This is a genomic window from Streptomyces sp. NPDC053427 (assembly GCF_044544985.1).
In the GTDB taxonomy this organism is placed as follows: Bacteria; Actinomycetota; Actinomycetes; order Streptomycetales; family Streptomycetaceae; genus Streptomyces.
In genome coordinates this window covers 16,115-40,316 of the sequence record NZ_JBITYA010000010.1, presented here as the reverse complement: position 1 = coordinate 40,316, position 24,202 = coordinate 16,115, and the positions used below count along the sequence as shown (strand labels likewise).

Genomic DNA, 24,202 nt, shown 5'->3' with positions numbered 1-24,202 from the left:
CGCAGGTCATCCCGGCTTCCCCGGGTATTGGCCGGGATGCGGTGCCGCCGCGGCGGCCACGACACGTCGGGTACGGGTACGTATTGGTACCCGCTGCTCGCCCCGGCGGGAGCGCGCTGAACGTGCCGAGCGCGCCCGGGTGGCTCTGCGGTACCGGAGCGGCTACGACCCCTCGGCGGCGGAAGGGGCGAGGACGGACGCGGAGTTGGACCGATGGCCGGCCGGCCTGAGCGTCTGCCGCAGGACCCGCTCCCCGGCCACCGGATGCAGCGCCGCATACTCCAAAGGCGCCGACGGATCGACCGACACCTCCAGCGGGGCGGGCTCGGCCCCCGCCCGGACCAGCAGGTCCCCGACCGCCGCAATCATCGCGCCGTTGTCCGTGCACAGCCGCAGCGGCGGCACCCGCAGGCGGATCCCGGCCGCCGCGCAGCGCTCCTGGGCCAGCGACCGCACCCGGGAGTTGGCGGCCACCCCGCCCACCACGACCAGCGTCGAGACCCCGTGCTCGGTACAGGCGGCCACGGCCTTGCGGGTGAGGACATCGGCCACCGCTTCCTGGAGCGAGGCCGCGCCGTCGGCGAGGGGGAGGGGGCGGCCCGCGGCGTGGTGGCTCTCCGCCCACCTGGCCGCGGCCGTCTTCAGGCCCGAGAAGGAGAAGGTGAAGCGGCTCCCGGGCGGGCCCGCGGTCAGCGGACGGGGAAAGGGGACAGCGCGCGGATCCCCCTCGCGCGCTGTCCGGTCGATGGCCGGGCCGCCGGGATACGGCAGCCCGAAGACCCGGGCGACCTTGTCGAAGCACTCGCCGGCGGCATCGTCCAGGGTGTCGCCGAGGTGCACGATCGGGTCGCGCGCCAGGTCGCGTACGAGAAGGAGGGAGGTGTGGCCGCCGGAGACGATCAGGACGACGCAGGGGTCGGGCAGCGGGCCGTGCTCGAGGGTGTCGGCGGCGACATGCCCCGCCAGGTGGTGCACCCCGTACAGCGGCACACCGAGCGCATACGCCAGTCCCTTGGCCCCCGCCAGCCCCACCTGAAGCGCCCCGGACAGCCCCGGCCCCGTCGTCACCGCGACCGCCCCGATGTCCCCGGCCCGCAGCCCCGCATCGGCCAGCGCGGCCCCGACGACCGGGGTCAGGGCATGCACATGGGCACGGGCCGCGATCTCGGGGACGACGCCGCCGAACCGGGCGTGCTCGTCCATGCTCGACGCCAGCGCCTGCCCGAGCAGCCGCCCGTCCCGCACCAGCCCCGCCCCCGTCTCGTCGCAGGACGATTCGATCCCCAGCACCACCGGCGAGCCCACCGCGCCGCTCCCTTCCTCCCGGGTTCTTCTCTCCTGACCGCAATTGCAAACTATATGCAATAAGGGTGTGCGGGGGTTGATGGGTGCCCCTGGCTCGCCCCCACGGGCGACCCGTACTCGCCGGTCAGTAGAGTTCCCTTCCCACCCCCTCCCCTGCATCCCGTCCCTCCCCCGCATCCCGCCCCGCCCCCGAACGAACCCCGAGGTACCGGCAGTGACCCCCGCAGCACCCCTCTCCGTGGTCGGCATCGGGGCCGACGGCTGGGACGGTCTGCCGGCCGCCTCGCAGCAGGCCCTGCGCGAGGCCGAGGTGGTGATCGGCGGGGCGCGGCAGCTGGCGCTGCTGCCGGCGGAGTGCGCGGGCGAGCGGGTGCCGTGGCCGTCGCCGTTGCGGCCCGCCGTGCCGGGGCTGCTCGCCGCGTACGCCGGGCGCCGGGTCTGCGTGCTGGCCAGCGGCGACCCGATGTTCTACGGGATCGGGCGGACGCTGAACGAGGTACGGGGACAAGAGGCGCCCCCGCTGCGGGTGCTGCCGCATCCCTCCTCCGTCTCGTACGCCTGCGCGCGGCTCGGCTGGCCGGTGGAGGAGACGGAGGTCGTCACGCTGGTCGGGCGGCCCGCCGAGAACCTGGCCGGGGCGCTGTACGACGGGCGGCGGCTGCTGGTGCTGTCCGCCGGTGCGGGCACGCCCGGTGAGGTCGCCGCGCTGCTGCGCGCCCACGGCTTCGGTCCCACCCGTATGCGGATCCTCGAACAGCTCGGCGGCGGACGTGAACGGGTGGCCGAGGGCACGGCGGCCGACTGGGTGGAGCCGCCCGAGGCCGATCCCCTCAACGTCATCGCGCTCGACTGCGTCCGCGAGCCGCACGCCCGCCGCCTCTCCCTCGTCCCCGGCCTTCCCGACGACGCATACGAGCACGACGGCCAGCTGACCAAGCGCCATGTCCGCGCCGCCACCCTCGCCGCGCTCGCCCCCGCCCCCGGCGAGCTCCTCTGGGACATCGGCGGCGGCTCCGGCTCCATCGCCGTCGAGTGGCTGCGCGCGCACCGCAGCTGCCGCGCCGTCAGCGTGGAACGCGATCCGGTGCGGGCCGAGCGGATCGGCCGTAACGCCCGCTCGCTCGGGGTCCCTTCGCTGCGCGTCGTCCAGGGCGCGGCGCCCTCGGCGCTCGTCGGCCTGCCGACGCCGGACGCGGTGTTCATCGGCGGCGGACTGACCGCCCCCGGGCTGCTGGACGCGTGCTGGGAAGCGCTGCCGCCGGGCGGCCGGATCGTCGCCAATACGGTGACGCTGGAGTCCGAGGCGCTGCTCGCCGAACGCTACCGACGGCACGGCGGCGACCTCGTCCGCCTCGCCGTCGCGCATGCCGTCCCGGTCGGCGGTTTCACGGGCTGGCGGCAGGCGATGCCGGTCACCCAGTGGGCGGCCGTGAAGCCGGCCGTCCCCGACGTGGGGCGTCGTTTCACGTGAAACCACGCCCCACACCACCCACGGAGCATCTGGAGAACGAGGAACGATGACCGTCCACTTCATCGGCGCGGGTCCCGGCGCCGCCGACCTGATCACCGTGCGCGGCGCCCGTACCCTCGCCTCCTGCGGCGTCTGCCTCTACGCGGGCAGCCTGGTGCCGCGCGAGCTGCTGGACGGGTGCCCGCCCGGCGCCCGGCTCATCGACACCGCGCAGATGGACCTCGACGCCATCATCGCGGAGCTGGTCCGCGCCCACGAGGAGGGCCACGACGTCGCCCGACTGCACTCCGGCGACCCGTCCGTCTTCAGCGCCGTGGCCGAGCAGATGCGGCGCCTGGACGCGGCCGGGGTGCCGTACGAGGTGGTGCCGGGCGTCCCGGCCTTCGCCGCCGCGGCCGCCGCCCTCAAGCGCGAACTGACCGTCCCCACCGTCGGCCAGACCGTCATCCTCACCCGCGTCGCCCAGCGCGCCACCCCCATGCCCGAGGGCGAGGACCTGGCCACGCTGGGCCGCAGCGGCGCCCTCCTGGTTCTCCACCTGGCCGCCATGTACGTCGACCGGGTCGTCGCCGAACTCCTCCCGCACTACGGCGCCGACTGCCCCGCCGCCGTCGTCGCGATGGCCTCCCGCCCCGACGAACTCGTGCTGCGCGGCACCCTCGCCGACATCGCCGACCAGGTGAAGGCCGCGGGCGTGGTCCGTACGGCCGTGATCATGGTCGGCCGGACGCTGGGCGCCGAGCAGTTCCGCGACAGCCACCTGTACTCGGCGGACCGGGAGCGCCCGCATGCGCCGTGCGGGGAGAACGGGGAGAGCGGGGCGTAGCGGGGCAGCTCGGACGGCCTCGCGCCATGCCCGCAGGCCGCCTCGTGGACTCGTTCAGGGATCCGGGGCGGTTTCCACTGCGGTGACTATGCGGCGCGGTCATTCCGCAGGGCCTGAATGAGCCAGGGGTACACCGGAATCAGGCTCGGTACCACCTGCCAGCCGTTGACGCTCCACACCAGCCGCCAGTACCGGTCCACCCCGGGATCGTGCGCCTCTTCGAACTGCTGGGCCATCCAGTCCCGGAATTCCGCGTCAGGGGTGCGCGCGAACACCTCGGCGAAGCGCTGCACAAGGTCGTCGATGGCGGGTACGGCCCCGTTGCCGAGCGGGTCGATGCCCGACTCCATGGCCTCGGCCACCTTCCGACGGGTGAACTCCATCAGTTCCTCGCCGGCCTCGCTCTCGATGTCGAGCGTGCGCCCGGCGGCCTGGCGCATGGCCGTCCGGCGCATCCGGGCCCGGAAGTCCTCGTCGCCGACCAGCTCGGCGAGCTCCACCCACGCGGCGACCTGCTCGCTGGACGGATCATCGGGAAGGTCGGGAGTGGCAGCGCGAACCATTGCCACCGCGGCCGGGTCGGCATCCACCGTGCCGAAGGTGCCCTCCAGGAAATCATCGATCAACCGTCGGCGTTCCTCGCCGGACAACTGGGTGAGCCTGTGCATGAGCTTGATCTCCTCGGGATCGGACCCGCGTCCGGCCACGACTCGCAGAACGCTCCGACGCAGTTGCAGCACCCGGATCCGGACGTCCATGGCGTCGGCGTGCGCCGCGGCGACCTCCGCCACCGAGAGCTCGCGGTCCAGTACCCGTTGAATCGTGGCCAGGTCCAGGCCCAGCTCGCGCAGTGTGCGGAGGAGTTCCAGACGAAGCAGTGCGTCGAGGTCGTAGAGCCGATAGCCGGCGGGGCTTCGGGTGGTCGGCGCGACCACCCCCGAATCGGAGTAGAACCGGATGGTCCTCACGGGCAGGCCGGTCCGCCGGGCAAGCTCCCCGATCGAGAAGAGGGTCGTCGCGCTCATGTCCCCAACTCTGCTGTCTCCAGTCACGGGAGACTCAAGTCACTTCCCCGGCCGGGACGTCCTCCGCGTTGCTGAGCAAGCGTCACACCGCTTCCCCTGAAGAGTCCCCCTCACCTGAGGAGTCCCCTTCACCGGAGGGGGCTGCCGCCCCCCGCAGCGGCACCTCGCGGATCAGCCAGGCGGCCGCAAAGCTGACGGCGCACAGCGCGGCCGTACCGATCATGACGCCGTGCATGCCGCCGGTGACGCCTTCCCGGAAGGCGTTCCGCACCGGCTCGGGCAGTCCGCGCAGTACCGCGGGGGGCATGTCGTGGCCGCCGGCGAGCCGCGCTCCGTCCCGGCCGAGCCGGTCCGTGAGGGTGGTCGCCATGTGTCCGGCGTAGACGGAGCCGAGCACGGCGACGCCGAGCGAGCCGCCGATGGAGCGCAGGAGCGTGGTGGTGCCGCTGGCCGCGCCCATGTCGCGGGGATCCGCGCTGTTCATGGTGATCAGCATCGCGGGCTGCATCAGGCAGCCGAGGCCCGCGCCGAAGACGAGCGTCAGCGCGGACGCCACGGCCGTGGGGGTGTTGACGCCGACCGTGAGCAGGGCCAGGGCGCCCGCCGTCGCGAGGGCGCCGCCCGCGATGAGGTACCGGCGGTATCCGCCCCCGTTGCCGACCGCACGTCCGATCAACAGCTGCGCCCCCATCATCCCGAGCATCAGCGGCAGGAGCAGCAGCCCGCTCTGCGTCGACGACATGCCCTGTACGAACTGCATGTACTGCGGCAGATAGCTCGCCGCGGCCAGCATCGCCGCGCCCACCAGGAAGGTCAGCACCTGCGCGAGCGTGAAGTTGCGGTCGCTGAACAGGCGCGGCGGGATGATGGGTTCGGGCGCCCGTCGCTCCACCCGGACGAACCAGACGAGGGCGGCGGCCGAGAGCGCGGCGAGCCCCACGATCTGCGGTGAGATCCAGTCGTACGTCGTGCCGGCCCAGGCCCCGAGCAGGGTGAGCGCCAGAATGCCCGCGGTGAGGAGTGCGGCGCCCGGGAAGTCGATGCGGGCCGCGCTGCGCTCGCCGCGGAGCCGGATGCGGAGCCCGACGATCAGGAGTGCGGCGGCGCCGACGGGCACGTTGACGTAGAAGACCCAGCGCCAGTTCAGCTGGTCGGTGAGGAAGCCGCCGAGCAGCGGGCCGCCGATCATGGTGACCGGCATCATCACGCCGATCATCGACTGCGCGCGCCCCGCCTGTGCGGGCGGCAGAAGCGTCCCGATAAGGGAGAGCGCGCCCACGAAGAGGCCGCCCGCGCCGAGCCCCTGAAGCGCGCGGAACGCGATCAGCTGGCCCATGTCCTGGGCGAGCCCGCAGAGCACGGAGCCGGCGAGGAAGACCACGATCGAGGCAAGGTAGCCGCCCTTGCGGCCGTACATGTCGCCGAGTTTGCCCCAGATCGGGGTGGTGACGGCGGTGGCGAGCAGATAGCCCGTCACCACCCAGGAGAAGTGCTCGAGGCCGCCCAGGTCGCCGACGATCGTCGGCAGGGCGGTGCCGACGATCGTGCCGTCGAGTGCCGCCAGGATGATGCCGAGCAGCAGCCCCAGGACGGCGAGCTGCGATGGCGGCGCCGGGTTCGGCGGGTGGCTGGTGCCGGTCCCGGTCGTGTCCTCTTCTGTACGTTTGTGCATTCTTCCCTCCTCGGAAATCCCCGGTGCCGTGTCAGCCGGCGTACGGACGGGCGGTTCCGGCGTCCCGCGGCGCCTGGGCCCTTCCCCGAGCTCTCGGCTTCGCTCGAGCAGGGGAGACCTCATGGGCGAGCTGATCGAGCATGGCCTCGGCCGCGGTGTCGCTCCCCGCGTCCTTCCTCGCGTGCGTCTCGTCGAACAGGCCCCAGGCGTGGTGGCGGCCGACCGTGTGGCGGACGGTGGTGGCGTGCAACTCCGCCATGACGAGCCGGAGTTGCTCGACCGCGCGCAGGCCTCCCGGGTGCTGCCGACGGCGACCGCGATGTGGAGCTGCTGCGGCTGCGTGCCCATGGAAATCCCCCTGCCGCGTACCACCCCGCGTACGACTCCGCGTACGGCGTATCGAGATGCGTACAACGTACACGTCGATGTGTACATCGTCTACTGGCGATACGCTGTACACGATCGGCCGGCCGGAGAGCGGCCGGAGAGGAGCCCCACGTGGCAGCCCGGAAGAAGAGCGACGGTGCGGATCAGCCCGTGCTGTGGGAGCGCCTGGAGCGCCCCACGGCCACGCCCCGTGCCGCACTGACGCCCCAGAAGATCGCCGCGGTGGCGGTGCGGGTCGCCGACGCCGAGGGCTTCGCCGCCGTCACCATGCGCCGCCTCGCCACCGAGCTGGGCGTCGCGCCGATGGCCGCGTACCGCCATGTCGCGGGCAAGGACGACCTGTGGGCGCTGATGGTCAACCAGGTCATGACCGAACTCGCCGTCCCCGACGAGGTGACCGGCTGGCGCGAGGTCCTGCGCGGCTACGCGCTGGGCAACCGCGCCATGATGCTGCGCCACCCCTGGCTGGCCCAGCTGCCCGCGCCGCACTTCGTGCTGACGCCGAACCGGATGGCGGCCGCGGAACGCCAGCTGGCCGCGCTCGACATGCACGGCATGGACACCGACACGATCATGGCCGCCTTCCGCGCGGTCAACGCCTATGTGCACGGCGCGACGCAGTCCGAGGTGGCGCTGCGCCAGTACATGGCGGACAACGGCTGGGACAGCGGCGACGAGAGGCGCCGCGCGCTCGCGCCCCAGATGACCTATCTGATGGAGACCGGTCGCTACCCGACCTACCGGCGCTACACCGTCGGGGCCGCACACAAGGACGACGCGGCCTGGCAGTTCGAGACGGGGCTGGACTGCGTGCTCGACGGCATCGCGGTCAGAATCGGCCACGAAGACGCGTCCTAGCTACGAGCCGTCCGGCCCCCGCGGCTCCGCCCGTCCCACCACCAGCCCCGCCCGGTCGATGCAGATGACGTCGACGGTCACCGGGGCGCCGCGCAGCACGGCCAGGGCCTCGTCCCGGGCGGTGGCCGCCACCAGGTCGCCCAGCGGCACCCCCGCCGCCTCGCACAGCCGGAGCGCGGCGAGCCCCGTATTGGCCTCGGCGACGGCGCCCGCCAGCTCCTCCCCCGCGCCGCCCCGCCGGGCCAGTTCGGCCAGGAAACCCTTGTCCACCTGCGACCGCTCCGAATGCAGATCCAGGTGACCGGCCGCCAGCTTCGACAGCTTGGCGAAGCCGCCGCAGATCGTGAGCCGTTCGACGGGATGCCGCCGGATGTACTTCAGCACCGCCCCCGCGAAGTCCCCCATGTCCAGCAGCGCGTCCTCGGGCAGATGATGCAGGGCGACCACGGTCTTCTCCGACGTCGACCCCGTGCACCCGGCCACATGCCGCCGCCCCGCCGCACGCGCCACGTCCACCCCGCGGCGGATGGAGTCGATCCAGGCCGAGCAGGAGTACGGAACGACGATGCCGGTGGTGCCCAGGATGGACAGCCCGCCCAGGATCCCCAGCCGGGGGTTCCACGTACTGCGGGCGATCTCCTCCCCGTGATCGACCGAGATCTCGACCTCGACATCCGCCCCGGTGGCACCGAACCGCTCGGCCACCGCCGCCAGATGCTCCCGCATCATCTGCCGCGGTACGGGATTGATCGCGGGCTCGCCGACGTCCAGCGGCAGCCCCGGCCGCGTGACGGTCCCGACCCCCGGCCCCGCCGCGAAGCGCACCCCCGAGCCGGGCGCCAGCCGCCGCACCCGCGCCCGCACCAGCGCCCCGTGCGTCACATCGGGATCGTCCCCGGCGTCCTTCACCACCCCGGCCATGGCACCGGTCCGGTCCGGCGCCAGCTCCTCCACGGCCAGGGCGAAGGACGGCGTCTGCCCCTTCGGTAGCGTGATCGTCACCGGATCCGGGAAGTCGCCGCTCAGCAGCGCCGTGTACGCGGCCGTGCTCGCCGCCGTCGCACACGCCCCGGTCGTCCACCCGGGCCGCAGCCCGGTGTGCGCGAGCTGGGCGCTACGGCCTCCCGCGGCGTGCCCCGTACCCTTCGCTTGTCCTTCAGCCACGGAGAAACCCACACCTCATGATCGACGAGCGCCCCCTCGCCCACGTACTGATCCTCGGCGGCACCACCGAAGCCCGCCGCCTCGCCGCGACCCTGGCGGCGGATCCGGGCCTGCGCGTGACGACCTCGCTCGCCGGCCGGGTCGCCGCGCCCCGGCTGCCCGACGGAGAGGTGCGCATCGGAGGGTTCGGCGGCCCCGCCGGCCTCACCCGCTGGCTGCGCGAGCACGCGGTGGACGCGCTCATCGACGCCACCCATCCTTTCGCCGGCACGATCAGTCACAACGCGGCCGAAGCGGCCGCCACCGCCCATGTTCCCCTGCTGGCCCTCCGCCGGCCCGGCTGGGTACCGGCCCCGGGCGACGACTGGCACCCGGTCGCCTCCCTCGACGAGGCGGCCGCCCTCCTCCCCACCCTCCCCGTCACCCGCGTCTTCCTCACCACCGGCCGCATGGGCCTCGCCCACTTCGCCCACCTCGCCGACCTCTGGTTCCTCGTCCGCTCCGTGGACGCCCCCGAACCCCCGCACCCGCCCCGGATGGCGACCCTCCTGGACCGCGGCCCCTTCACCCTGGACGGCGAGCGTGCCCTCCTGCGCGAGCACCGCATCGACGTCCTGGTGACCAAGGACAGCGGCGCCGCGGCCACCGCCGCCAAGCTGACGGCGGCCCGGGAGGCGGGCGTGCCGGTCATCGTCGTGACCCGCCCGCCGACGCCGGAAGGGGTCCCCGAGGTGGCGGATCCGGCGGCCGCGGTGGAGTGGTGGCGGCGCCTTTCGGGGACGGCGCCAGGCGGGGCGAATCGATCGCAGAACAGGCCCAGTTGAGCGATACTGCCTGACGCCACGACACCGTGAGGGGGACGGCATGGACTGGGGGACCCTCGTCGCGACGGTGAGCGGTGGCGTGATGGCGATCTCCGGCACGGTGCTGGCGGATCACCTGCGGCACCGCCATGAGGGCGAGCGCAGCAGCCAGGCGCGGCGCCGGGCGGTGTACATCGAGTTCATCACCGCCGCCGGGGTGTGCCATACGCGCCTGCGGCACATCGCCCAGGACCCGGACGCCGAGCCCGATCTCGACGTCGCCGCCCGCGCGGCGCTGAACGATGCCGCGATCCACGAGGTGCGCGAGCGGCTGTACATCGACGCGACGGCCGAGATCGCCGGCGCCGGGCAGGAGATGTTCGAGCGCCTGCGCGCCCTCCAGCGGACGGTCGCCGCGGGCGCCCGGCACACGTCACCCGCCTTCCACGACGTCTACCACCCCTACCTCTCGGCCGTCTGGGCCTACCGCGTGGCGGTCCGCACGGAGTTGGAGGGCGAGGCCCTGACACCCGGGGTGTTCGGCTGGGGCGCATGGGACGGCACGGACCGCTGCACGCTGTGCCGGGAGCCCCTGAGCACCGCACCGGCGTCCGGGTGACCGAGGACAGGGGCCGCGGCCTTCCCTACGCCTCCGGATACCGCCGGGGCGTCCACACCACGTCCCGGTCCGTGCCGTCGTCCCGCCGTACCGCCTGGGTCTGGGACGAGCCGATGAGCAGGATGGTGCGCATGTCGACCTGGGTGGGGTCGAGGTCGGCGAGGCGGACGGTGCGGACGGACTCCTCGGGGCCGCCCACGTCGCGGCCGAGGACGACCGGGGTGTCCGGGGCGCGGTGTTCCAGGAGGAGTTCGCGGGTCTTGGCGACCTGCCAGGTGCGGCTGCGGGAGCCGGGGTTGTAGAGGGCCAGGACCAGGTCGGCGGCCACCGCGGAGCGCAGGCGTTCGGCGATGACCTCCCAGGGCTTGAGGCGGTCGGAGAGGGAGATGACCGCGTAGTCGTGGCCGAGGGGGGCGCCGGCGCGGGCCGCGGCGGCGTTCGCGGCGGTGACGCCGGGCAGCACCCGCACCGGGACCGAGCGGTAGGGGTCCTGGGAGGCGACCTCCAGGACGGCCGTGGCCATGGCGAAGATGCCGGGGTCGCCGCCCGACACCACGGCCACCCGGCGGCCGCGGCGGGCCAGGTCGAGGGCGAGCTCGGCGCGCTCGGACTCGACCTTGTTGTCGGAGCCGTGGCGGCGCTGGCCGGGGCGTACCGGGACGCGGTCGAGGTAGGTGGTGTAGCCGACGAGGTCCTCGGCGGCGGCCAGGGCGCCGCGGGACTCGGGGGTCAGCCAGAGGGGGCCGGCCGGGCCGGTGCCGACGACCACCACTTCGCCCTGGTGGGCAGGTTGCGGAGGGTTGGCGATCCGACTGGGGACGACGGCGACGGAGAAGTAGGGGACGGTGTCGGAGTCGATGGCCGACAGGGCGTCCGTGCGTTCGCCGGGCATGGTGGCGCGCTCCACGTAGCACGCCTCCGGGAGGCGGCCGGAGCGCTCCATGGCGCGCCGGACGGTGGGGAAGGTGCGGCCCAGCTTCATGACGACGGCCGCATCGGTCGACGCCAGACGGGCGGTCAGTTCCTCTTCCGGGAGCGTGCCGGGGAGGATCGTCAGGACCTCGTCGGCCTCGGCGAGCGGCTTCCCCAGACGGGCCGCGGCGGCGCTGACGGAGGTGACGCCGGGGATGACCTCGGTCGGGTAGCGGTGGGCCAGCCGCTTGTGCATGTGCTGGTAGGAGCCGTAGAAGAGCGGGTCGCCCTCGGAGATGACGGCGACGGTGCGCCCGGCGTCCAGGTGGACGGCGAGCCGGGCCGCGGCCTCCTCGTAGAACTCATCCAGCGCGCCCCGGTAGCCGCCGGGGTGGTCGGTCGACTCGGTGGTGACCGGGTAGACCAGCGCCTCTTCGATGTGGTCGGGGCGGAGGTGCTCGGCGGCGATGGAACGCGCGATGGAGCGTCCGTGCCGGGCGCTGTGGTAGGCCACCACATCGGCCTCGGCGATGACGCGTACGGCCCGTACGGTCATCAGCGATGGGTCGCCGGGGCCCAGCCCCACGCCGTACAGACGGCCGGTTTCAGGGGCGTTGGCCTGCTGCTCGCTCACGCTCACTCTTCCTCGCTCGCAATGGCGTTGATCGCGGCCGCGGTCATGGCGCTGCCGCCGCGCCGCCCGCGCACCACGATGTGGTCCAGCTTCGACGGATGGGCGATCAGCGCATCCTTGGACTCGGCCGCGCCGATGAAGCCGACGGGTATGCCGATGACGGCCGCCGGGCGGGGCGCGCCCTCCTCGATCATCTCCAGGAGACGGAAGAGGGAGGTGGGGGCGTTGCCGATCGCGACCACCGAGCCCGCCATGCGGTCGCGCCACAGCTCCATCGCCGCGGCGCTGCGGGTGGTGCCCATCCGGGCCGCCAGGTCCGGGACGGACGGGTCGGTCAGGGTGCACACGACGTCGTTGTCCGCGGGCAGCCGCTTCCGGGTCACGCCGCTGGCCACCATGTTGGCGTCGCACAGGATCGGGGCACCGGCACGGAGCGCGGCACGGGCGGCGGCCACCACCCCCGGGGTGAAGGCCAGATCGCGTACCAGGTCGACCATGCCGCAGGCGTGGATCATCCGGACCGCGACCTGACTGACGTCGGCGGGCAGGCTCGCGAGGTCCGCCTCGGCGCGGATGGTGGCGAAGGACTGGCGGTAGATCGCCGCGCCGTCCTTCTCGTAGTCGAACACTGTCACGTCACTGCGCCTCGGGGTGGTGGGGACGGGGGTCGTTGCGGCGTTGCTGCGGGAGCGGAGGTGCGGGGGCGGCTGCGGGGCGTACGACGGAGGCCCGGTAGCCGCCCCCGGCACCGGCGTCGGCCAGTACGTCGACCCACGCGCCGCCCTGCGGACGGCCGCAGCGGCGCTCGCACCCCGACCAGTGGACGGGCAGGCCGGCGCCGTCCGCGGGGACGGGAACGGTGCCGGTGGTGACGGCGTACCCGGCGTCGGCGCGGACATCGGTACGGGACTTGGCGCAGCCGGGAAGACCGGTGCAGGCGCCGATCCGGTACCAGGGGGAGTCAGGGTCGGTGATCAGTCCGGCGGCGGCCAGTTCACGCAGCCGGGGGGCGGCGGCCGCGGCCGACAGCCCGGGGACGACGACGCCGCGCCAGGGGGTGAGGCGCAGCTCGCCGGATCCGTGACCGGCGGCCACGGCGGTCAGCAGGCGCCACTGGGCGACGGTGAGGCGGCCGAGCGGAGCCAGGACGGAGAGGGCGCGGCGGCCGTCGGGGCCTTCGACGATGCCGGGGAGGGGAGGCGCGTCGGGGGGTGTGCGAGCGGCAGCAGGTGCCGTCGGATCCGCGTCCGCGGACTCCGCCACGTACTCCGTCGCGATGCCCGCCTCCCGCAGCCACCGCGCGACGCCGCGCGCCGTCAGCGCGTGCCCGGCCGGAAGCTCCGTCACCCGCCAGGCACCGGACCCGCTCGCCTCGGCCGCCGCGAGAAAGGCCTCTGCCGCGGCCAGCGCGGCCCGCGGCACATCCGCCCCGGCGACCCGTACCGCCGCCGGATCGTCTCCGACCCGCAGCAGCGCACCGTCCCGGCCGTCCCCGGAGGGGCCCCGCTCTGCGACCAACCTCACATCACCGCCCAGCGCGGCCACATCGCCCCGCCCGCCGTCCAGGACGAACAGGAACCGGCCCGAAAGCGCCGGCGCCGAGGCGCTCGCGCACAGCAGCTCATCCAGCCGCCGGGCCCACAACCGCACGTCAGACGGGGTGTGAGGGTCGAGTCCGGCGAGCGGCGAGGCGAGGATGTTGCGGATGCGTTCGTGGCGCGCGGAGGGCAGCAGCCCGGCGTCGCCGAGCAGACCGGCGAGTTCGCCGCCGCAGCCGTCCGGCAGTCCGCGGAGTTCCACGTTCCCCCGGGAGGTCAGGGACAGCCGGCCGTCGCCGAGCCGGTCCGCGGCGTCCCCCAGCGCCGTTGCCTGACGCGCCGTCAGATCTCCGGCGGGCAGCCGCACTCGGGCCAGCTGCCCGTCCGCGGCGGAGTGCAGCCGCAGCGCTCCCGGGCAGGCGTCACCGCGGTCCCGTACGGGCGGCGGGGCGCCATGGGGGCGCGGCGAGGGGGAGGGCGGCATGGCGGCGAGCATACCGACGTCGGTGCGCCCCGGATCCGGGGCGGAGGCGCCCGCGGCGGCGGTCCGGGAGGTGCCCTCCCGTACCCACGGCACAGCCCTTACTATGCAGGTCGGTGGGTCGGCTGACCCGCCGGACGCCAGCGACGGCGCCGGGCCCCAGGGCCCGAGGGAGGAAGCCCGGTGAGAATCCGGCGCGGTCCCGCCACTGTGAACCCGGCCACCGCCGGGTGAGTCAGGAACTCCCGCCGTCCTTACGACCACCCGGGGCGCGGACACCCCGAGGAAGGCCTGCGCTCGCATGCTTCTGCTGCTGTCGACCTCCGACACCGACCTGCTCAGCGCCCGCGCTGCGACCGGGCCCGTGCCGTACCGGCTCGCCAACCCCGCCCGCCTCGACCTCGCCGAGCTGCCCGCGCTCCTGGAGGGCACCGACCTCGTCGTCGTCCGCCTCCTGGGCGGCATCCGCGCCTGGCAGGAGGGGCTGGACCTGCTGCTCGCCGAGGACCAGCACCGCCCGGTGGTCGTCCTCACCGGTGAACAGGCGCCCGACGCCCAGCTCATGGAGCAGTCCACGGTCCCGGTGGGTATCGCGGCCGAGGCGCACGCCTACCTGGCGCACGGCGGCCCGGCCAACCTCGACCAGCTCGCCCGCTTCCTCTCGGACACCGTGCTGCTGACCGGCCACGGCTTCGAGCCGCCCGCCGCCGCCCCCACCTGGGGACCGCTGGAGCGGCAGGCCCGTACGGACGTGACCGGCCCGACCGTCGCCGTGCTCTACTACCGCGCCCACCACATGAGCGGCAACACCGGCTTCGTAGCGGCCCTGTGCGACCGGATCGAGGACGCGGGCGCCCGCCCGCTGCCCCTCTTCGTCGCCTCCCTCCGCGCCCCCGAGCCCGAGCTGATCGACGCGCTCCGCGCCGCGGACGCCATCGTCACCACCGTGCTGGCCGCGGGCGGCACCAAGCCCGCCGAGGCCTCGGCCGGCGGCGACGACGAGTCCTGGGACGCCGGCGCGCTCGCCGCCCTGGACGTGCCGATCCTCCAGGCGCTGTGCCTGACCGGCTCGCGCGCCGCCTGGGAGGCCAACGACGAGGGCCTGTCCCCCCTCGACGCCGCCTCGCAGATCGCCGTCCCGGAGTTCGACGGCCGCCTGATCACCGTCCCGTTCTCCTTCAAGGAGGTCGACGAGGACGGCCTCCCGGTGTACGTCGCCGACCCCGAGCGCGCCGCCCGGGTCGCCGGCATCGCCGTCCGCCACGCCCGGCTGCGGCACATCCCGGCCGCCGAGAAGCGCCTGGCCCTCGTCCTCTCCGCCTACCCCACCAAGCACTCCCGGATCGGCAACGCCGTCGGCCTGGACACCCCGGCCAGCGCGGTCGCGCTGCTGCGCCGCCTGCGGGCCGAGGGCTACGACTTCGGCGACGAGGAGGTGCCGGGCCTGGCGTCCGGCGACGGCGACGAGCTGATCTACGCCCTGATCGAGGCGGGCGGCCACGACCAGGAGTGGCTCACCGAGGAGCAGCTGTCGCGCAACCCGGTCCGCATCCCGGCCGCGGACTACCGCCGCTGGTACGCCACTCTTCCGCAGGAACTCCGGGAGTCGGTGGAGGAGCACTGGGGCCCGCCGCCCGGCGAGATGTTCCTCGACCGCAGCCACGCGGGCGAGCCCGGCCGGGACCCCGACGGCGACATCGTGCTGGCCGCCCTGCGCCGCGGCAATCTCCTCGTCCTCATCCAGCCGCCGCGCGGCTTCGGCGAGAACCCGATCGCGATCTACCACGACCCCGATCTGCCGCCCTCGCACCACTACTTGGCGGCCTACCGCTGGATCGCGGCCTCCGCCGACGACGGCGGCTTCGGCGCCGACGCGATGGTCCACCTGGGCAAGCACGGCAACCTGGAATGGCTGCCGGGCAAGAACGCCGGACTCTCCGCCGCCTGCGGCCCCGACGCCGCCCTCGGCGACCTCCCCCTCGTCTACCCCTTCCTGGTCAACGACCCCGGCGAGGGCACCCAGGCCAAGCGCCGGGTGCACGCCACCCTCGTCGACCACCTCGTCCCGCCGATGGCCCGCGCCGAGTCGTACGGCGACATCGCCCGCCTCGAGCAACTCCTCGACGAGTACGCCGCGATCTCCTCCATGGACCCGGCCAAGCTCCCCGCCATCCGCGCCCAGATCTGGACCCTGATCCAGGCCGCGAAGCTCGACCACGACCTGGGCCTTCAGGCCCGCCCCGACGACGACGGCTTCGACGACTTCCTGCTGCACGTCGACGGTTGGCTGTGCGAGGTCAAGGACGCCCAGATCCGCGACGGTCTGCACGTCCTGGGCGGCGCCCCGGCCGGCGAGGCCCGCGTCAACCTCGTCCTCGCCATCCTCCGCGCCCGCCAGATCTGGGGCGGCACCTCGGCCCTGCCCGGCCTGCGCGAGGCGCTCGGCCTGGACGAGTCCGCGGCGACCCGTACGACGGCCGACCAGGCGGAGGAGACGGCCCGCGCCCTCGTCCAGGCGATGGAGGACGCCGACTGGGATCCGGCGGCGGTGGCTTCCGTAGCCGCCGGGCACGGCCGGCAGGTCGTCGACATCCTCGACTTCGCCGCCCGCCAGGTGGTCCCCCGCCTCTCCGCCACCACCGACGAACTCGACCACGCCGTCCACGCGTTGAACGGCGGCTTCGTCCCGGCCGGACCCTCCGGCTCGCCCCTCCGCGGCCTGGTCAACGTCCTCCCGACCGGCCGCAACTTCTACTCCGTCGACCCCAAGGCCGTGCCCTCCCGCCTCGCCTGGGAGACCGGCCAGGCGCTCGCCGACTCCCTCCTGGAGCGCTACCGCACCGACAACGGCGACTGGCCCCAGTCGGTGGGCCTGTCCCTGTGGGGCACCAGCGCCATGCGCACCAGCGGCGACGATGTGGCCGAGGCCCTGGCACTGCTGGGCATCCGCCCGGTCTGGGACGACGCCTCCCGCCGCGTCACGGGCCTGGAGCCGATCCCGCTCGACGAGCTGGGCCGCCCCCGTATCGATGTCACCCTCCGCATCTCCGGGTTCTTCCGCGACGCCTTCCCGCACGTCATCGGCCTCCTGGACGACGCCGTACGGCTCGCCGCCGGGCTGGACGAGCCCGCCGCCGACAACTTCATCCGCGCCCACGCCCAGGCCGACCTCGCCGCCCACGGCGACGAACGCCGCGCCACCACCCGGATCTTCGGCTCCCGTCCGGGAACGTACGGCGCGGGCCTGCTCCAGCTGATCGACTCCCGCGACTGGCGCACCGACGCCGACCTCGCCGAGGTCTACACCGTCTGGGGCGGCTATGCGTACGGCCGCGGCCTGGAGGGGCGCCCGGCCCGCGACGAGATGGAGACCGCCTACAAGCGCATCGCCGTCGCCGCGAAGAACACCGACACCCGCGAACACGACATCGCCGACTCGGACGACTACTTCCAGTACCACGGCGGCATGGTCGCCACCGTCAAGGCGCTCAAGGGCAAGGCCCCCGAGGCCTACATCGGCGACTCCACCCGCCCGGAGACCGTCCGCACCCGCTCCCTGGTCGAGGAGACCTCGCGCGTCTTCCGCGCCCGCGTGGTCAACCCCCGCTGGATCGAGGCGATGCGCCGCCACGGCTACAAGGGCGCCTTCGAACTGGCCGCCACCGTCGACTACCTCTTCGGCTACGACGCCACCACCGGAGTCGTCGCCGACTGGATGTACGACAAGCTCGCCCAGACCTACGTCCTCGACCCCGAGAACCGCGCCTTCCTCCAGGACGCCAACCCCTGGGCCCTGCACGGCATCGCCGAACGCCTCCTGGAGGCCGAATCCCGCGGCATGTGGGAGAAGCCGGACGCGCAGACGCTGGCGGCGCTGCGGGAGGCGTTCCTGGAGACGGAGGGGGAGCTGGAGGGGGAGGACTGAGGGGCGGCGGGCGCGAGCCCGCCGGTCGGCCCGCGGGCGGCACTCGCGCCGCCCGCGGTGGTGCCGCCCTTTTGCTCCATTCGGGTGAATACCCCACCCTGGAAGTGCAGGCAGCGCGACGACGGTGCCGCCCTCGGCCGGTCTCCTCGGTCAGCGGCAACCCTCGTCGGAGGTCGCGCGGACAAGAATGAGGTGGAGCCCATGCAGGCGCAACGTATGAGGCGCTCCTTCGCCGTAGCGGCAGCCGGCGCCTTGCTGGCGAGCGGCGCGGCGATCGGCACAGCGGGCACAGCCGCGGCCGCCCCCGCGCCCTCGACCACCAGCATCTCGACGGTCCACCACGCCAGGTGCACCTGGGTCGGGGGCCACTGGGTCACGTTCTGGGTCAAGGGGCACCACGGCGACCATCACCACGGCGATCACCACGGAAACGGTCACTGGGTCAAGAAGTGGGTCAGGGGCCACTGGAGCCCCCCGCACTGCAACCGCTGAACCCGACGGCCCGGTGATGACGGCGCCGGGTCCGGGCCGGTGAAGCAGCGCGCTCCGGCCGCGCGGCTCATCGCTCGTGCCTGCCACCCTCCCGGGCGCCACTGGCAACGCGCCCCTCCGCAGGGCCTCGACGCGCCTTGTACCGCCACACGGTCAGTGCCGCAAGGGCCGCGGTCACCCCGCCCAGCAGCATGACCGCCGACGGCGCCGTGTGGTCCACGACCACCCCGCCGACCAGCGCGCCGAGCGAAATGGTCGCCTGGAACGACGCGGTGAACAGCACCGCGGCGGCCTCCGGTGCATGGGGTGCGGACCGGGCGAACCAGGTCTGGGACGAGACGGGAACGGCGCCGTAAGCCGCTCCCCAGACGATCAGCAGCGCGATCGCGCCCCCCTCCCACCGGCCGAACACCGGCAGCAGCAAGGTCGCGCCGGCGAGCGCGCCCGCGGCGGCGCCGAACGTGGCACGCGGGTAGCGGGTGAGGGCCGCGCCGCCGAGGAAGTTGCCGAGGACGCCGGCGGCTCCGTAGACGAGCAGGAAGACGGTGACCGACCCGGGGCCGGCATGGGTGACGTGCCGGAGGAACGGCGTCACATAGGTGTACGCGCCGAAGTGGGCCAGCACGATGAGGAAGGTCGTGAGCAGCGCGAACCTGGTGCGGCCGCCGCGGAGCAGGGCGCGCAGCGCGGCGAGGCGGGTGGGCCGGACGGCGGGCAGGGCGGGGACCAGCAGCAGGAGCAGGAGGAAGACCGCCGTGGTGAGCACCCCCATGGCGAGGAATGCCGCGCGCCAGCCGGCGAGGTCGCCGAGGAAGGTGCCGGCCGGTACGCCGAGTACGGAGCCCAGGGGGACGGCGGAGAAGATCATCGCCGTGGCCCGGCCGGCCGACTCCGGGCGGACGAGGCGGTCGGCCAGGCCGGCGCCGATGGACCAGAAGCCGCCGATGGTGATCCCGACCAGGACGCGGGAGACCAGGACGAGCCAGAAGACCGGGGCGGCCGCGGCCAGGAAGTTGGCCAGCGCCAGGAGAAGGATGAGGGCGCAGAGCATCAGGCGGCGGTCGATGCGGGCGGTGGCCACGGTGACGGTGGGGGCGGCGACCGCGGCCAGGAGCCCGGGGAGGGTCATCATCAGGCCGGTCGTGCCGTCCGAGATGCGGAAGTCGGCGGCGATGGCCGTCAGCAGGCCGATCGGCAGGATCTCGGTGGTGACGAGGGAGAAGATGCCCAGGGTGACGGCGGTGACGGCGAGCCAGGAGAGAAGGGGGCTGCGGGCGGTGGTCGTGCCCGTGGGGGCGGTGACGTCGGAGGCGACAGGCATGGAGGTGTCCCGGTGAGCGGTGGTGGCGGGGGAAGCGGTGCTCACCAGTCCAGCAGAGCCGCGGGACGGTATCCGGCAGGTTTACGACCTGGTAGTGGGACCGGCCGCGGCGGCCCCGGCCATGGGGAAATCCCCCGGTCGGGGGTGCGGCGGGCCCCATGTGCGGTCTCCGCGCGCCGGTGCGACGATTTTTGTGAGGAGTGTCGTGGGGGCGGTACAAGCGCTGCTCGGGGGCGTACGAGGAGGCTTCCGGTGACCGAGAACAAGATGTGGGACGCGGAGATCAACATCACCGAATCCGGCAGTGAGGTCCGGGCCGAGGCCCGGCTGCGCGGCAAAGAAGGCGGGCAGATGGTCGGCCAGGGGACGGCCCGTCGTAACCCGGCGGACGAGGACGTCCCCGCCATCGGGGACGAACTGTCGGCGGCGCGGGCGCTGTCGGACCTCAGCCAGCAGCTGTTGCAGCGGGCCGCGCACGACATCGAGGTGCACACCGCCAAGCCGGTGGAGCGGCTGCGTCCCTGAGCGGGGAGCGGGTGCGGGACGGGGCCGTGGCGGCGGGGGAGTTCACGGACTTTTCAAGACGGCATCCCGTGCAGAGATGGCATGACGTGCCATGCGCGGCGTACGTTCTCCGTATGCCCTCCACACCGCACGCCGCCGTGATGGCGGCGCTCACCCTGCTCCTCGTCGTTGCCGCGGTCGTGGCGTACCGGCCGGTCGCGCGGCGGACGGGCCGGTCCGCGCAGGCCACGCTGGGGGCGCTGCTGGCGGTGGGGGTGTGCCTGGGGATGACGTTGCCCGATCAGATCGCCGCCGGTGCGGCCGGGCGGCTCGGGGCGTGCCTGGCCGGTGCGTCGGTCCGCACGCTGACCGGCGGCTTCGCGCACAACGCGGTCAACGTGGTGCTCTGGATCCCGATGGGGCTGCTGGGCACCGCGGTCTCGCGCCGGCCGGTGGCCGTGACGCTCGCCGGGTCGGGCGCGTGGGTGCTCGTCGAGCTGCTCCAGACGCTGGATCCCGTACGGTCCTGCCAGCCGGTCGACTGGGCGAACAACACCCTGGGGGTGGCGATCGGGGCGCTGGTGGGATGGCTCGTCGCCGTCCGGGGGCGCCGCGGGGTGCAGGAGTGCCGCTGAGGGCTGTCCCGTAACGCCTGGCGGGCGCGCCCGTCGCCCTATCTCACGGCGTCCTTGGTGAAGTCCGGCCCCACCGTCAGCGTCACCTCGCCGGGCGTCGCCTCGGCCGACTGCTTCGTCTTGGCGTCGGGAAAGTGGGCGGCGAGGACCTCGGCCTGGGTCTTGAGGGCGGCGGGGTAGGTGATCGTGGTGGTGTTCGTCGCGGGGCCGTTGCCGGTCCCGGTGACCGCGAAGCCGAGGATGCGCAGCGCTTCGGCGCCGGCGGCCGCCTGGCCGGACGTGCCGGTGCCGTTGAGGACGCGGACCCGTACGGAGTGGGCGGTCACCGGGCTCTTGGCGGCCTCGGCGAGCTTCTTCTTCCCGGCGGCGCCGAGCTCGCGGTCGTGGGCGATATCGCTGAACAGCTGGGTGGCCTGCGGGTACTGCCAGACCACATTGGCGTGGTCGGTGGGGACGTCGACCTCGCGGTAGTAGTTGGGGACGGTCACGAAGGTGAGCCGGTCGCTGGGGATGTCCTTGACCGTCGAGGCGAGGCTGGTGAGGGGCTTGATGCCCTTGAGGTCCTGGTCGGTGAAGACGGACTTGGTCGCCGCGGTGAGGAAGTCGTAGAGGTCGCCGGGGCTGGTCAGCTTCTCCTGCGCCTTCTTGCCCAGCGCCTTCATGAACTCCTGCTGGCGGCCGATGCGGCCGAGGTCCGTGCCGTCGCCGACGCTGTAGCGGGTACGCACGTAGCCGAGCGCCTTCTCGTCCCGTACGGTCTGGCAGCCCGCGTCCATGTCGAGGTGGGCCTTCTTGTCGTGGATGGCGTGCTTGGGGCAGACCTCGATGCCGTCCAGGGCGTTGACCATGCCCTTGAAGCCCTGGAAGTCGATGGTGACGAAGTTGTCGATCCGCAGCCCGGTGTTCTGCTCGACGGTCTTGATGGCGCAGCTGGCGGCCTTGGGGGTGTTGCCCGTGTCGCCGCCGATGGAGAACGCCTCATTGATCTTGAAGCGGTGCGGGGTGGACTTCGAGCCGTTGCCGCGGGTGCAGGCGGGGATGCGCACCCAGGAGTCACGGGGGAAGGACAGCGCGGTGGCCCATTCACGGTTGGCGGCGATGTGCAGCACCATCAGCGTGTCCGACTGCATGGTGGTCAGGCCCTTGCCGTACTTGGCGTTGGCGCCGGCGCGGGTGTCGGAGCCGACGAGCAGGATGTTCTTGGAGCCGGGGCTGAGGTTGGCGGGCCGCTGGCCGTCGACGTCGATGTTCCCGCCGCGGATGTTGCCGTCCAGCTGGATGTAGGCCCAGACGCCGATGCCGCCTCCGGCGAGCAGCACCACGCCGAGCACGCCGCCCGTCCAGGCCAGGATCCGGCCGCGGCGGGTCATGCGGACCTTGCCGGACCGGCGGGAGCGGGCGTCGGGGGCGCGCTTTCCGGCGCGGCGGGACCGGTCGGCGGCGCGTCGGGAGGCGGTGGATGCGTCTGCCGATGCGGACGCGCCGGAGGTACCGGATCCGCTGTCGGACTGCCGGACCTCCCTCAGCTGCTGGGTCTGCCTGTCATCCACGCCGGTGGCCCTTCTGGTCCTTCAGATGTATCGCACGGGAGGTGCGGGAGATACGGGGAGAGCAAGAGATGCTGGAGCCGCGGGGGGAACGGGCCGTCAGATCCCGGTGCTGGGGAGCAGCCGCACGGAATCCGGGTCGTAGCACAGCCACCGCGGCGGGGCGCCGCCGGGCACGGTGCGTAGTCGGCACCACTCCTGGCCCGCCTCGTCCGTCCACCAGCCGCTGATCCGGCCCAACTGCCAGCTGCCGTCGGGGTGATGGACCTCCACTGGCTGATAGACCCATCGCACCTCCCCGTCCGGAGGCGGGCTGTCCCAGGTCAGGAGTCCGCACCTCGTCGCCATCTCCCCCTCCGGCCGCGCCTGTTGCGCATCTGTGGGACGCAAGCCTACCGACACTATCTACAGGGCTGTAGAAGTCGATCGAGAAGCCGGCCGGTGTGTGGTGGATCACAGCACGGGGCCGAGCGGCGCGGGAGTACGGGGAGTACTTGCGCCAAGTGTGCACTCACAGCGGCGTTGCCGCCTTCAGAACGACGAAGAGGGCTACCGCTGCGTTCAGCGCGGAGAGCGCGGAGGCGGCCGTGCCCGCGGCGGCGACGAGGGCGGCCAGGCCCGCCGGGGTCAGCGCCGGCGGCCAGCTGCGGGCCGGCGGCACGGGCGCCAGCAGCGCGGCCACCCGGCGCGGCACCGGCCCCGGTTCGGGCGCCGCGAAGTGCGCCAGCTGCGGATACGGCGTCGGGCGGGCGATCAGCGCCGCCTTGCCCACGGCGCGGGCCGTCAGCCGCCGGTCGCCGACCACCCGGGCGGCTTCCTCGTCGGCCCAGCGCTCGGTGCTGAAGGCGACCGCCGACCGCAGCGGCAGCAGCAGGGGGTTGACGCAGCCGGCGAGGCGCACGAGAAGGAGGTAGCGGTGGTGACGGCAGCTCAGATGGGCCCGCTCGTGGGCGAACAGGGCGCGCCGTTCGTCGCGGTCCAGGCTGCGCAGCATGCCCCGGGAGACCGCGATCCGGCCGGGCCTGCCGGGGCGCCCGAGCCGTCCGGGGGCGCCGGGCACCGCGTAGGCGTAGGGCGCGTCGTCCGGCAGTACGGCGGTGTCCGAGCCGCCCGGCAGCACGTCCAGCGCGCGGTGCGTACGGGCGCGGATCCGGCGGTGCCGGCGCAGCGCGGTGGCGCAGGCGATGAGGGCGGCGGCCAGCAGGGGGATCGCGGCGGCGCCGGCCACCTCGGCGCCCGGCACCGCGGCCCGTACCTGCGGGTCGGACCAGCCGTCGGGCAAGGGGTTGCCGGGCAGTTGGGCCGTCCCGACGACCATCAGCAGCCCCAGGGACAGCGTGCTGCACAGGCCGAGCACGGCGGCGAGCAGGGTCAGCAGGCGGGTGCTGCCGCGCGGATGGAGGTGCTGCTCCGCGAGCCGGGCGATCGGCAGCGCGGTGAGCGGCAGCACCAGTGGCAGAAAGACGAAGACGCCCACCGGTCAGCCTCCGCGCGCTTCCGGGTCCGTGCCGGAGGCCGGATCCTCGGCCGTCGCACGGTCGAGGAGGGTGCGCAGCAGCTGCTCGTCGTGGGCGGAGAGCGCGGAGACGAAGCTGGTGAGGACGGCGTCGCGGTCGGGTTCGCCGTCCAGGACGCGGCGCATCCGCAGCGCGGCCAGCCCGGCCTCGTCGGCGGCCGGGGTCCAGACGTAGGAGCGGCCGGCCCGCTCGCGGGTGACGGCGCCCTTGGCGTGCAGCCGGGACAGGATCGTCATCACGGTCGTGTACGCGAGGTCGCCGCCGAGCCGTTCCTGTACCCGGGCGGCGGTGGCCGGGCCGGGCGAGCGGTGCAGCGCGGCCAGTACCTGGGCCTCCAGCTGGCCCTGCCCGCGCCGACGGGCGTTCCCGAAGGGCTTGCCTCCCATGCCGCCGCCTCCCGTCGCGCCGGGCGTCCCGCCGGCCGGGACGTCGGGGCATTTTACGGCGGGCCGGCGCGCGGCCGGGCGCCGCGGGGCGATCGGTGCCGCCGCCCGCGGGGCGGACGCCGGATCCGGGGGCGTTCGCCGGTCGTCGCCCGGCGCCGCAGAACCCGCCGCCTTACTTCT

At 73.8% G+C, this 24,202-nt stretch carries 22 protein-coding genes and 1 riboswitch; of the genes, 9 read left to right on the top strand and 13 right to left on the bottom strand.

What is annotated here, in order from left to right; all coding sequences use genetic code 11:
* Positions 1 to 162 precede the first annotated feature (162 nt).
* The gene (tsaD, locus tag ACIGWZ_RS26635; RefSeq protein WP_400068850.1) at positions 163 to 1,305 is read right to left on the bottom strand and encodes a tRNA (adenosine(37)-N6)-threonylcarbamoyltransferase complex transferase subunit TsaD; all 1,143 of its coding nucleotides are present in this window, start codon (positions 1,303 to 1,305) and stop codon (positions 163 to 165) included.
* Between the two features lie 214 nt (positions 1,306 to 1,519).
* Here tsaD and cbiE point away from each other — a divergent pair, with 214 nt between their 5' ends.
* On the top strand, positions 1,520 to 2,776 hold the full coding sequence (gene cbiE, locus ACIGWZ_RS26630; protein WP_400068848.1) for a precorrin-6y C5,15-methyltransferase (decarboxylating) subunit CbiE: 1,257 nt from the start codon (positions 1,520 to 1,522) through the stop codon (positions 2,774 to 2,776).
* A 46-nt stretch (positions 2,777 to 2,822) separates the two neighbouring features.
* Positions 2,823 to 3,602, top strand: a complete 780-nt coding sequence (gene cobM / locus ACIGWZ_RS26625) for a precorrin-4 C(11)-methyltransferase (RefSeq protein WP_400068846.1) — start codon at positions 2,823 to 2,825, stop codon at positions 3,600 to 3,602.
* An 86-nt stretch (positions 3,603 to 3,688) separates the two neighbouring features.
* Here the strand turns inward: cobM and ACIGWZ_RS26620 are convergent, their stop codons facing one another.
* The 3 genes from ACIGWZ_RS26620 to ACIGWZ_RS26610 form a co-directional block, all read right to left on the bottom strand.
* The gene (locus tag ACIGWZ_RS26620; protein WP_400068844.1) at positions 3,689 to 4,627 is read right to left on the bottom strand and encodes a MerR family transcriptional regulator; all 939 of its coding nucleotides are present in this window, start codon (positions 4,625 to 4,627) and stop codon (positions 3,689 to 3,691) included.
* An 82-nt stretch (positions 4,628 to 4,709) separates the two neighbouring features.
* Complete coding sequence (locus tag ACIGWZ_RS26615) at positions 4,710 to 6,299, bottom strand: MDR family MFS transporter (RefSeq protein WP_400068842.1); 1,590 nt, start codon at positions 6,297 to 6,299, stop codon at positions 4,710 to 4,712.
* A gap of 31 nt (positions 6,300 to 6,330) precedes the next feature.
* Complete coding sequence (locus tag ACIGWZ_RS26610; protein ID WP_400068840.1) at positions 6,331 to 6,558, bottom strand: hypothetical protein; 228 nt, start codon at positions 6,556 to 6,558, stop codon at positions 6,331 to 6,333.
* Between the two features lie 239 nt (positions 6,559 to 6,797).
* On the opposite strand from ACIGWZ_RS26610, the gene ACIGWZ_RS26605 reads away from it, so the two are divergent.
* Positions 6,798 to 7,544, top strand: a complete 747-nt coding sequence (locus tag ACIGWZ_RS26605; protein ID WP_400068838.1) for a TetR/AcrR family transcriptional regulator — start codon at positions 6,798 to 6,800, stop codon at positions 7,542 to 7,544.
* Here ACIGWZ_RS26605 and ACIGWZ_RS26600 read toward each other — a convergent pair whose 3' ends face one another.
* Positions 7,545 to 8,708: a cobalt-precorrin-5B (C(1))-methyltransferase gene (locus ACIGWZ_RS26600; protein ID WP_400068836.1), complete on the bottom strand. Its 1,164-nt coding sequence runs from the start codon at positions 8,706 to 8,708 to the stop codon at positions 7,545 to 7,547. It lies immediately after the preceding gene.
* Between the two features lie 17 nt (positions 8,709 to 8,725).
* Between ACIGWZ_RS26600 and ACIGWZ_RS26595 the strand changes: the two genes are divergently transcribed.
* A complete protein-coding gene (locus ACIGWZ_RS26595; RefSeq protein WP_400068834.1) occupies positions 8,726 to 9,532 on the top strand; it encodes a cobalt-precorrin-6A reductase in 807 nt (268 codons plus the stop codon).
* Positions 9,533 to 9,572: 40 nt separating this feature from the next.
* Entirely contained in the window at positions 9,573 to 10,130 is a 558-nt protein-coding gene (locus ACIGWZ_RS26590; RefSeq protein WP_400068832.1) for a CchlQ, read from the top strand.
* 25 nt (positions 10,131 to 10,155) lie between these two features.
* Here ACIGWZ_RS26590 and ACIGWZ_RS26585 read toward each other — a convergent pair whose 3' ends face one another.
* The 3 genes from ACIGWZ_RS26585 to cobG are packed head-to-tail and all read right to left on the bottom strand — an operon-like array spanning position 10,156 to position 13,710.
* Positions 10,156 to 11,682 carry a precorrin-2 C(20)-methyltransferase gene (locus ACIGWZ_RS26585; RefSeq protein ID WP_400068830.1) on the bottom strand — a complete coding sequence of 509 codons (1,527 nt, stop codon included), beginning with the start codon at positions 11,680 to 11,682 and terminating at the stop codon, positions 10,156 to 10,158.
* Positions 11,679 to 12,311, bottom strand: coding sequence for a precorrin-8X methylmutase (locus tag ACIGWZ_RS26580; protein WP_400068828.1), 633 nt, complete (start codon positions 12,309 to 12,311; stop codon positions 11,679 to 11,681). Before ACIGWZ_RS26580 ends, ACIGWZ_RS26585 begins: the two co-directional genes overlap by 4 nt.
* 1 nt (position 12,312) lies before the next feature.
* On the bottom strand, positions 12,313 to 13,710 hold the full coding sequence (gene cobG / locus ACIGWZ_RS26575) for a precorrin-3B synthase (RefSeq protein WP_400069443.1): 1,398 nt from the start codon (positions 13,708 to 13,710) through the stop codon (positions 12,313 to 12,315).
* Between the two features lie 157 nt (positions 13,711 to 13,867).
* Positions 13,868 to 13,940: riboswitch (cobalamin riboswitch) on the top strand.
* A gap of 56 nt (positions 13,941 to 13,996) precedes the next feature.
* On the opposite strand from cobG, the gene cobN reads away from it, so the two are divergent.
* Both cobN and ACIGWZ_RS26565 read left to right on the top strand, forming a co-directional pair.
* A complete protein-coding gene (cobN, locus tag ACIGWZ_RS26570) occupies positions 13,997 to 17,620 on the top strand; it encodes a cobaltochelatase subunit CobN (RefSeq protein WP_400068826.1) in 3,624 nt (1,207 codons plus the stop codon).
* A gap of 201 nt (positions 17,621 to 17,821) precedes the next feature.
* On the top strand, positions 17,822 to 18,112 hold the full coding sequence (locus ACIGWZ_RS26565; protein WP_400068824.1) for a hypothetical protein: 291 nt from the start codon (positions 17,822 to 17,824) through the stop codon (positions 18,110 to 18,112).
* A gap of 67 nt (positions 18,113 to 18,179) precedes the next feature.
* Here the strand turns inward: ACIGWZ_RS26565 and ACIGWZ_RS26560 are convergent, their stop codons facing one another.
* Positions 18,180 to 19,433, bottom strand: coding sequence for an MFS transporter (locus ACIGWZ_RS26560; protein WP_400069441.1), 1,254 nt, complete (start codon positions 19,431 to 19,433; stop codon positions 18,180 to 18,182).
* A 252-nt stretch (positions 19,434 to 19,685) separates the two neighbouring features.
* On the opposite strand from ACIGWZ_RS26560, the gene ACIGWZ_RS26555 reads away from it, so the two are divergent.
* Both ACIGWZ_RS26555 and ACIGWZ_RS26550 read left to right on the top strand, forming a co-directional pair.
* Entirely contained in the window at positions 19,686 to 19,958 is a 273-nt protein-coding gene (locus ACIGWZ_RS26555) for a DUF1876 domain-containing protein (protein WP_400068822.1), read from the top strand.
* 113 nt (positions 19,959 to 20,071) lie between these two features.
* Complete coding sequence (locus ACIGWZ_RS26550) at positions 20,072 to 20,572, top strand: VanZ family protein (protein ID WP_400068820.1); 501 nt, start codon at positions 20,072 to 20,074, stop codon at positions 20,570 to 20,572.
* A 38-nt stretch (positions 20,573 to 20,610) separates the two neighbouring features.
* Here the strand turns inward: ACIGWZ_RS26550 and ACIGWZ_RS26545 are convergent, their stop codons facing one another.
* From ACIGWZ_RS26545 to ACIGWZ_RS26530, 4 genes are all read right to left on the bottom strand, one after another.
* Positions 20,611 to 21,942, bottom strand: coding sequence for an LCP family protein (locus ACIGWZ_RS26545; RefSeq protein ID WP_400069440.1), 1,332 nt, complete (start codon positions 21,940 to 21,942; stop codon positions 20,611 to 20,613).
* Between the two features lie 276 nt (positions 21,943 to 22,218).
* On the bottom strand, positions 22,219 to 22,467 hold the full coding sequence (locus tag ACIGWZ_RS26540; RefSeq protein WP_400068818.1) for a hypothetical protein: 249 nt from the start codon (positions 22,465 to 22,467) through the stop codon (positions 22,219 to 22,221).
* Between the two features lie 163 nt (positions 22,468 to 22,630).
* Positions 22,631 to 23,596 carry a M56 family metallopeptidase gene (locus ACIGWZ_RS26535; protein WP_400068816.1) on the bottom strand — a complete coding sequence of 322 codons (966 nt, stop codon included), beginning with the start codon at positions 23,594 to 23,596 and terminating at the stop codon, positions 22,631 to 22,633.
* A 3-nt stretch (positions 23,597 to 23,599) separates the two neighbouring features.
* Positions 23,600 to 24,022 carry a BlaI/MecI/CopY family transcriptional regulator gene (locus tag ACIGWZ_RS26530; protein ID WP_400068814.1) on the bottom strand — a complete coding sequence of 141 codons (423 nt, stop codon included), beginning with the start codon at positions 24,020 to 24,022 and terminating at the stop codon, positions 23,600 to 23,602.
* Between the last annotated feature and the right edge of the window lie 180 nt (positions 24,023 to 24,202).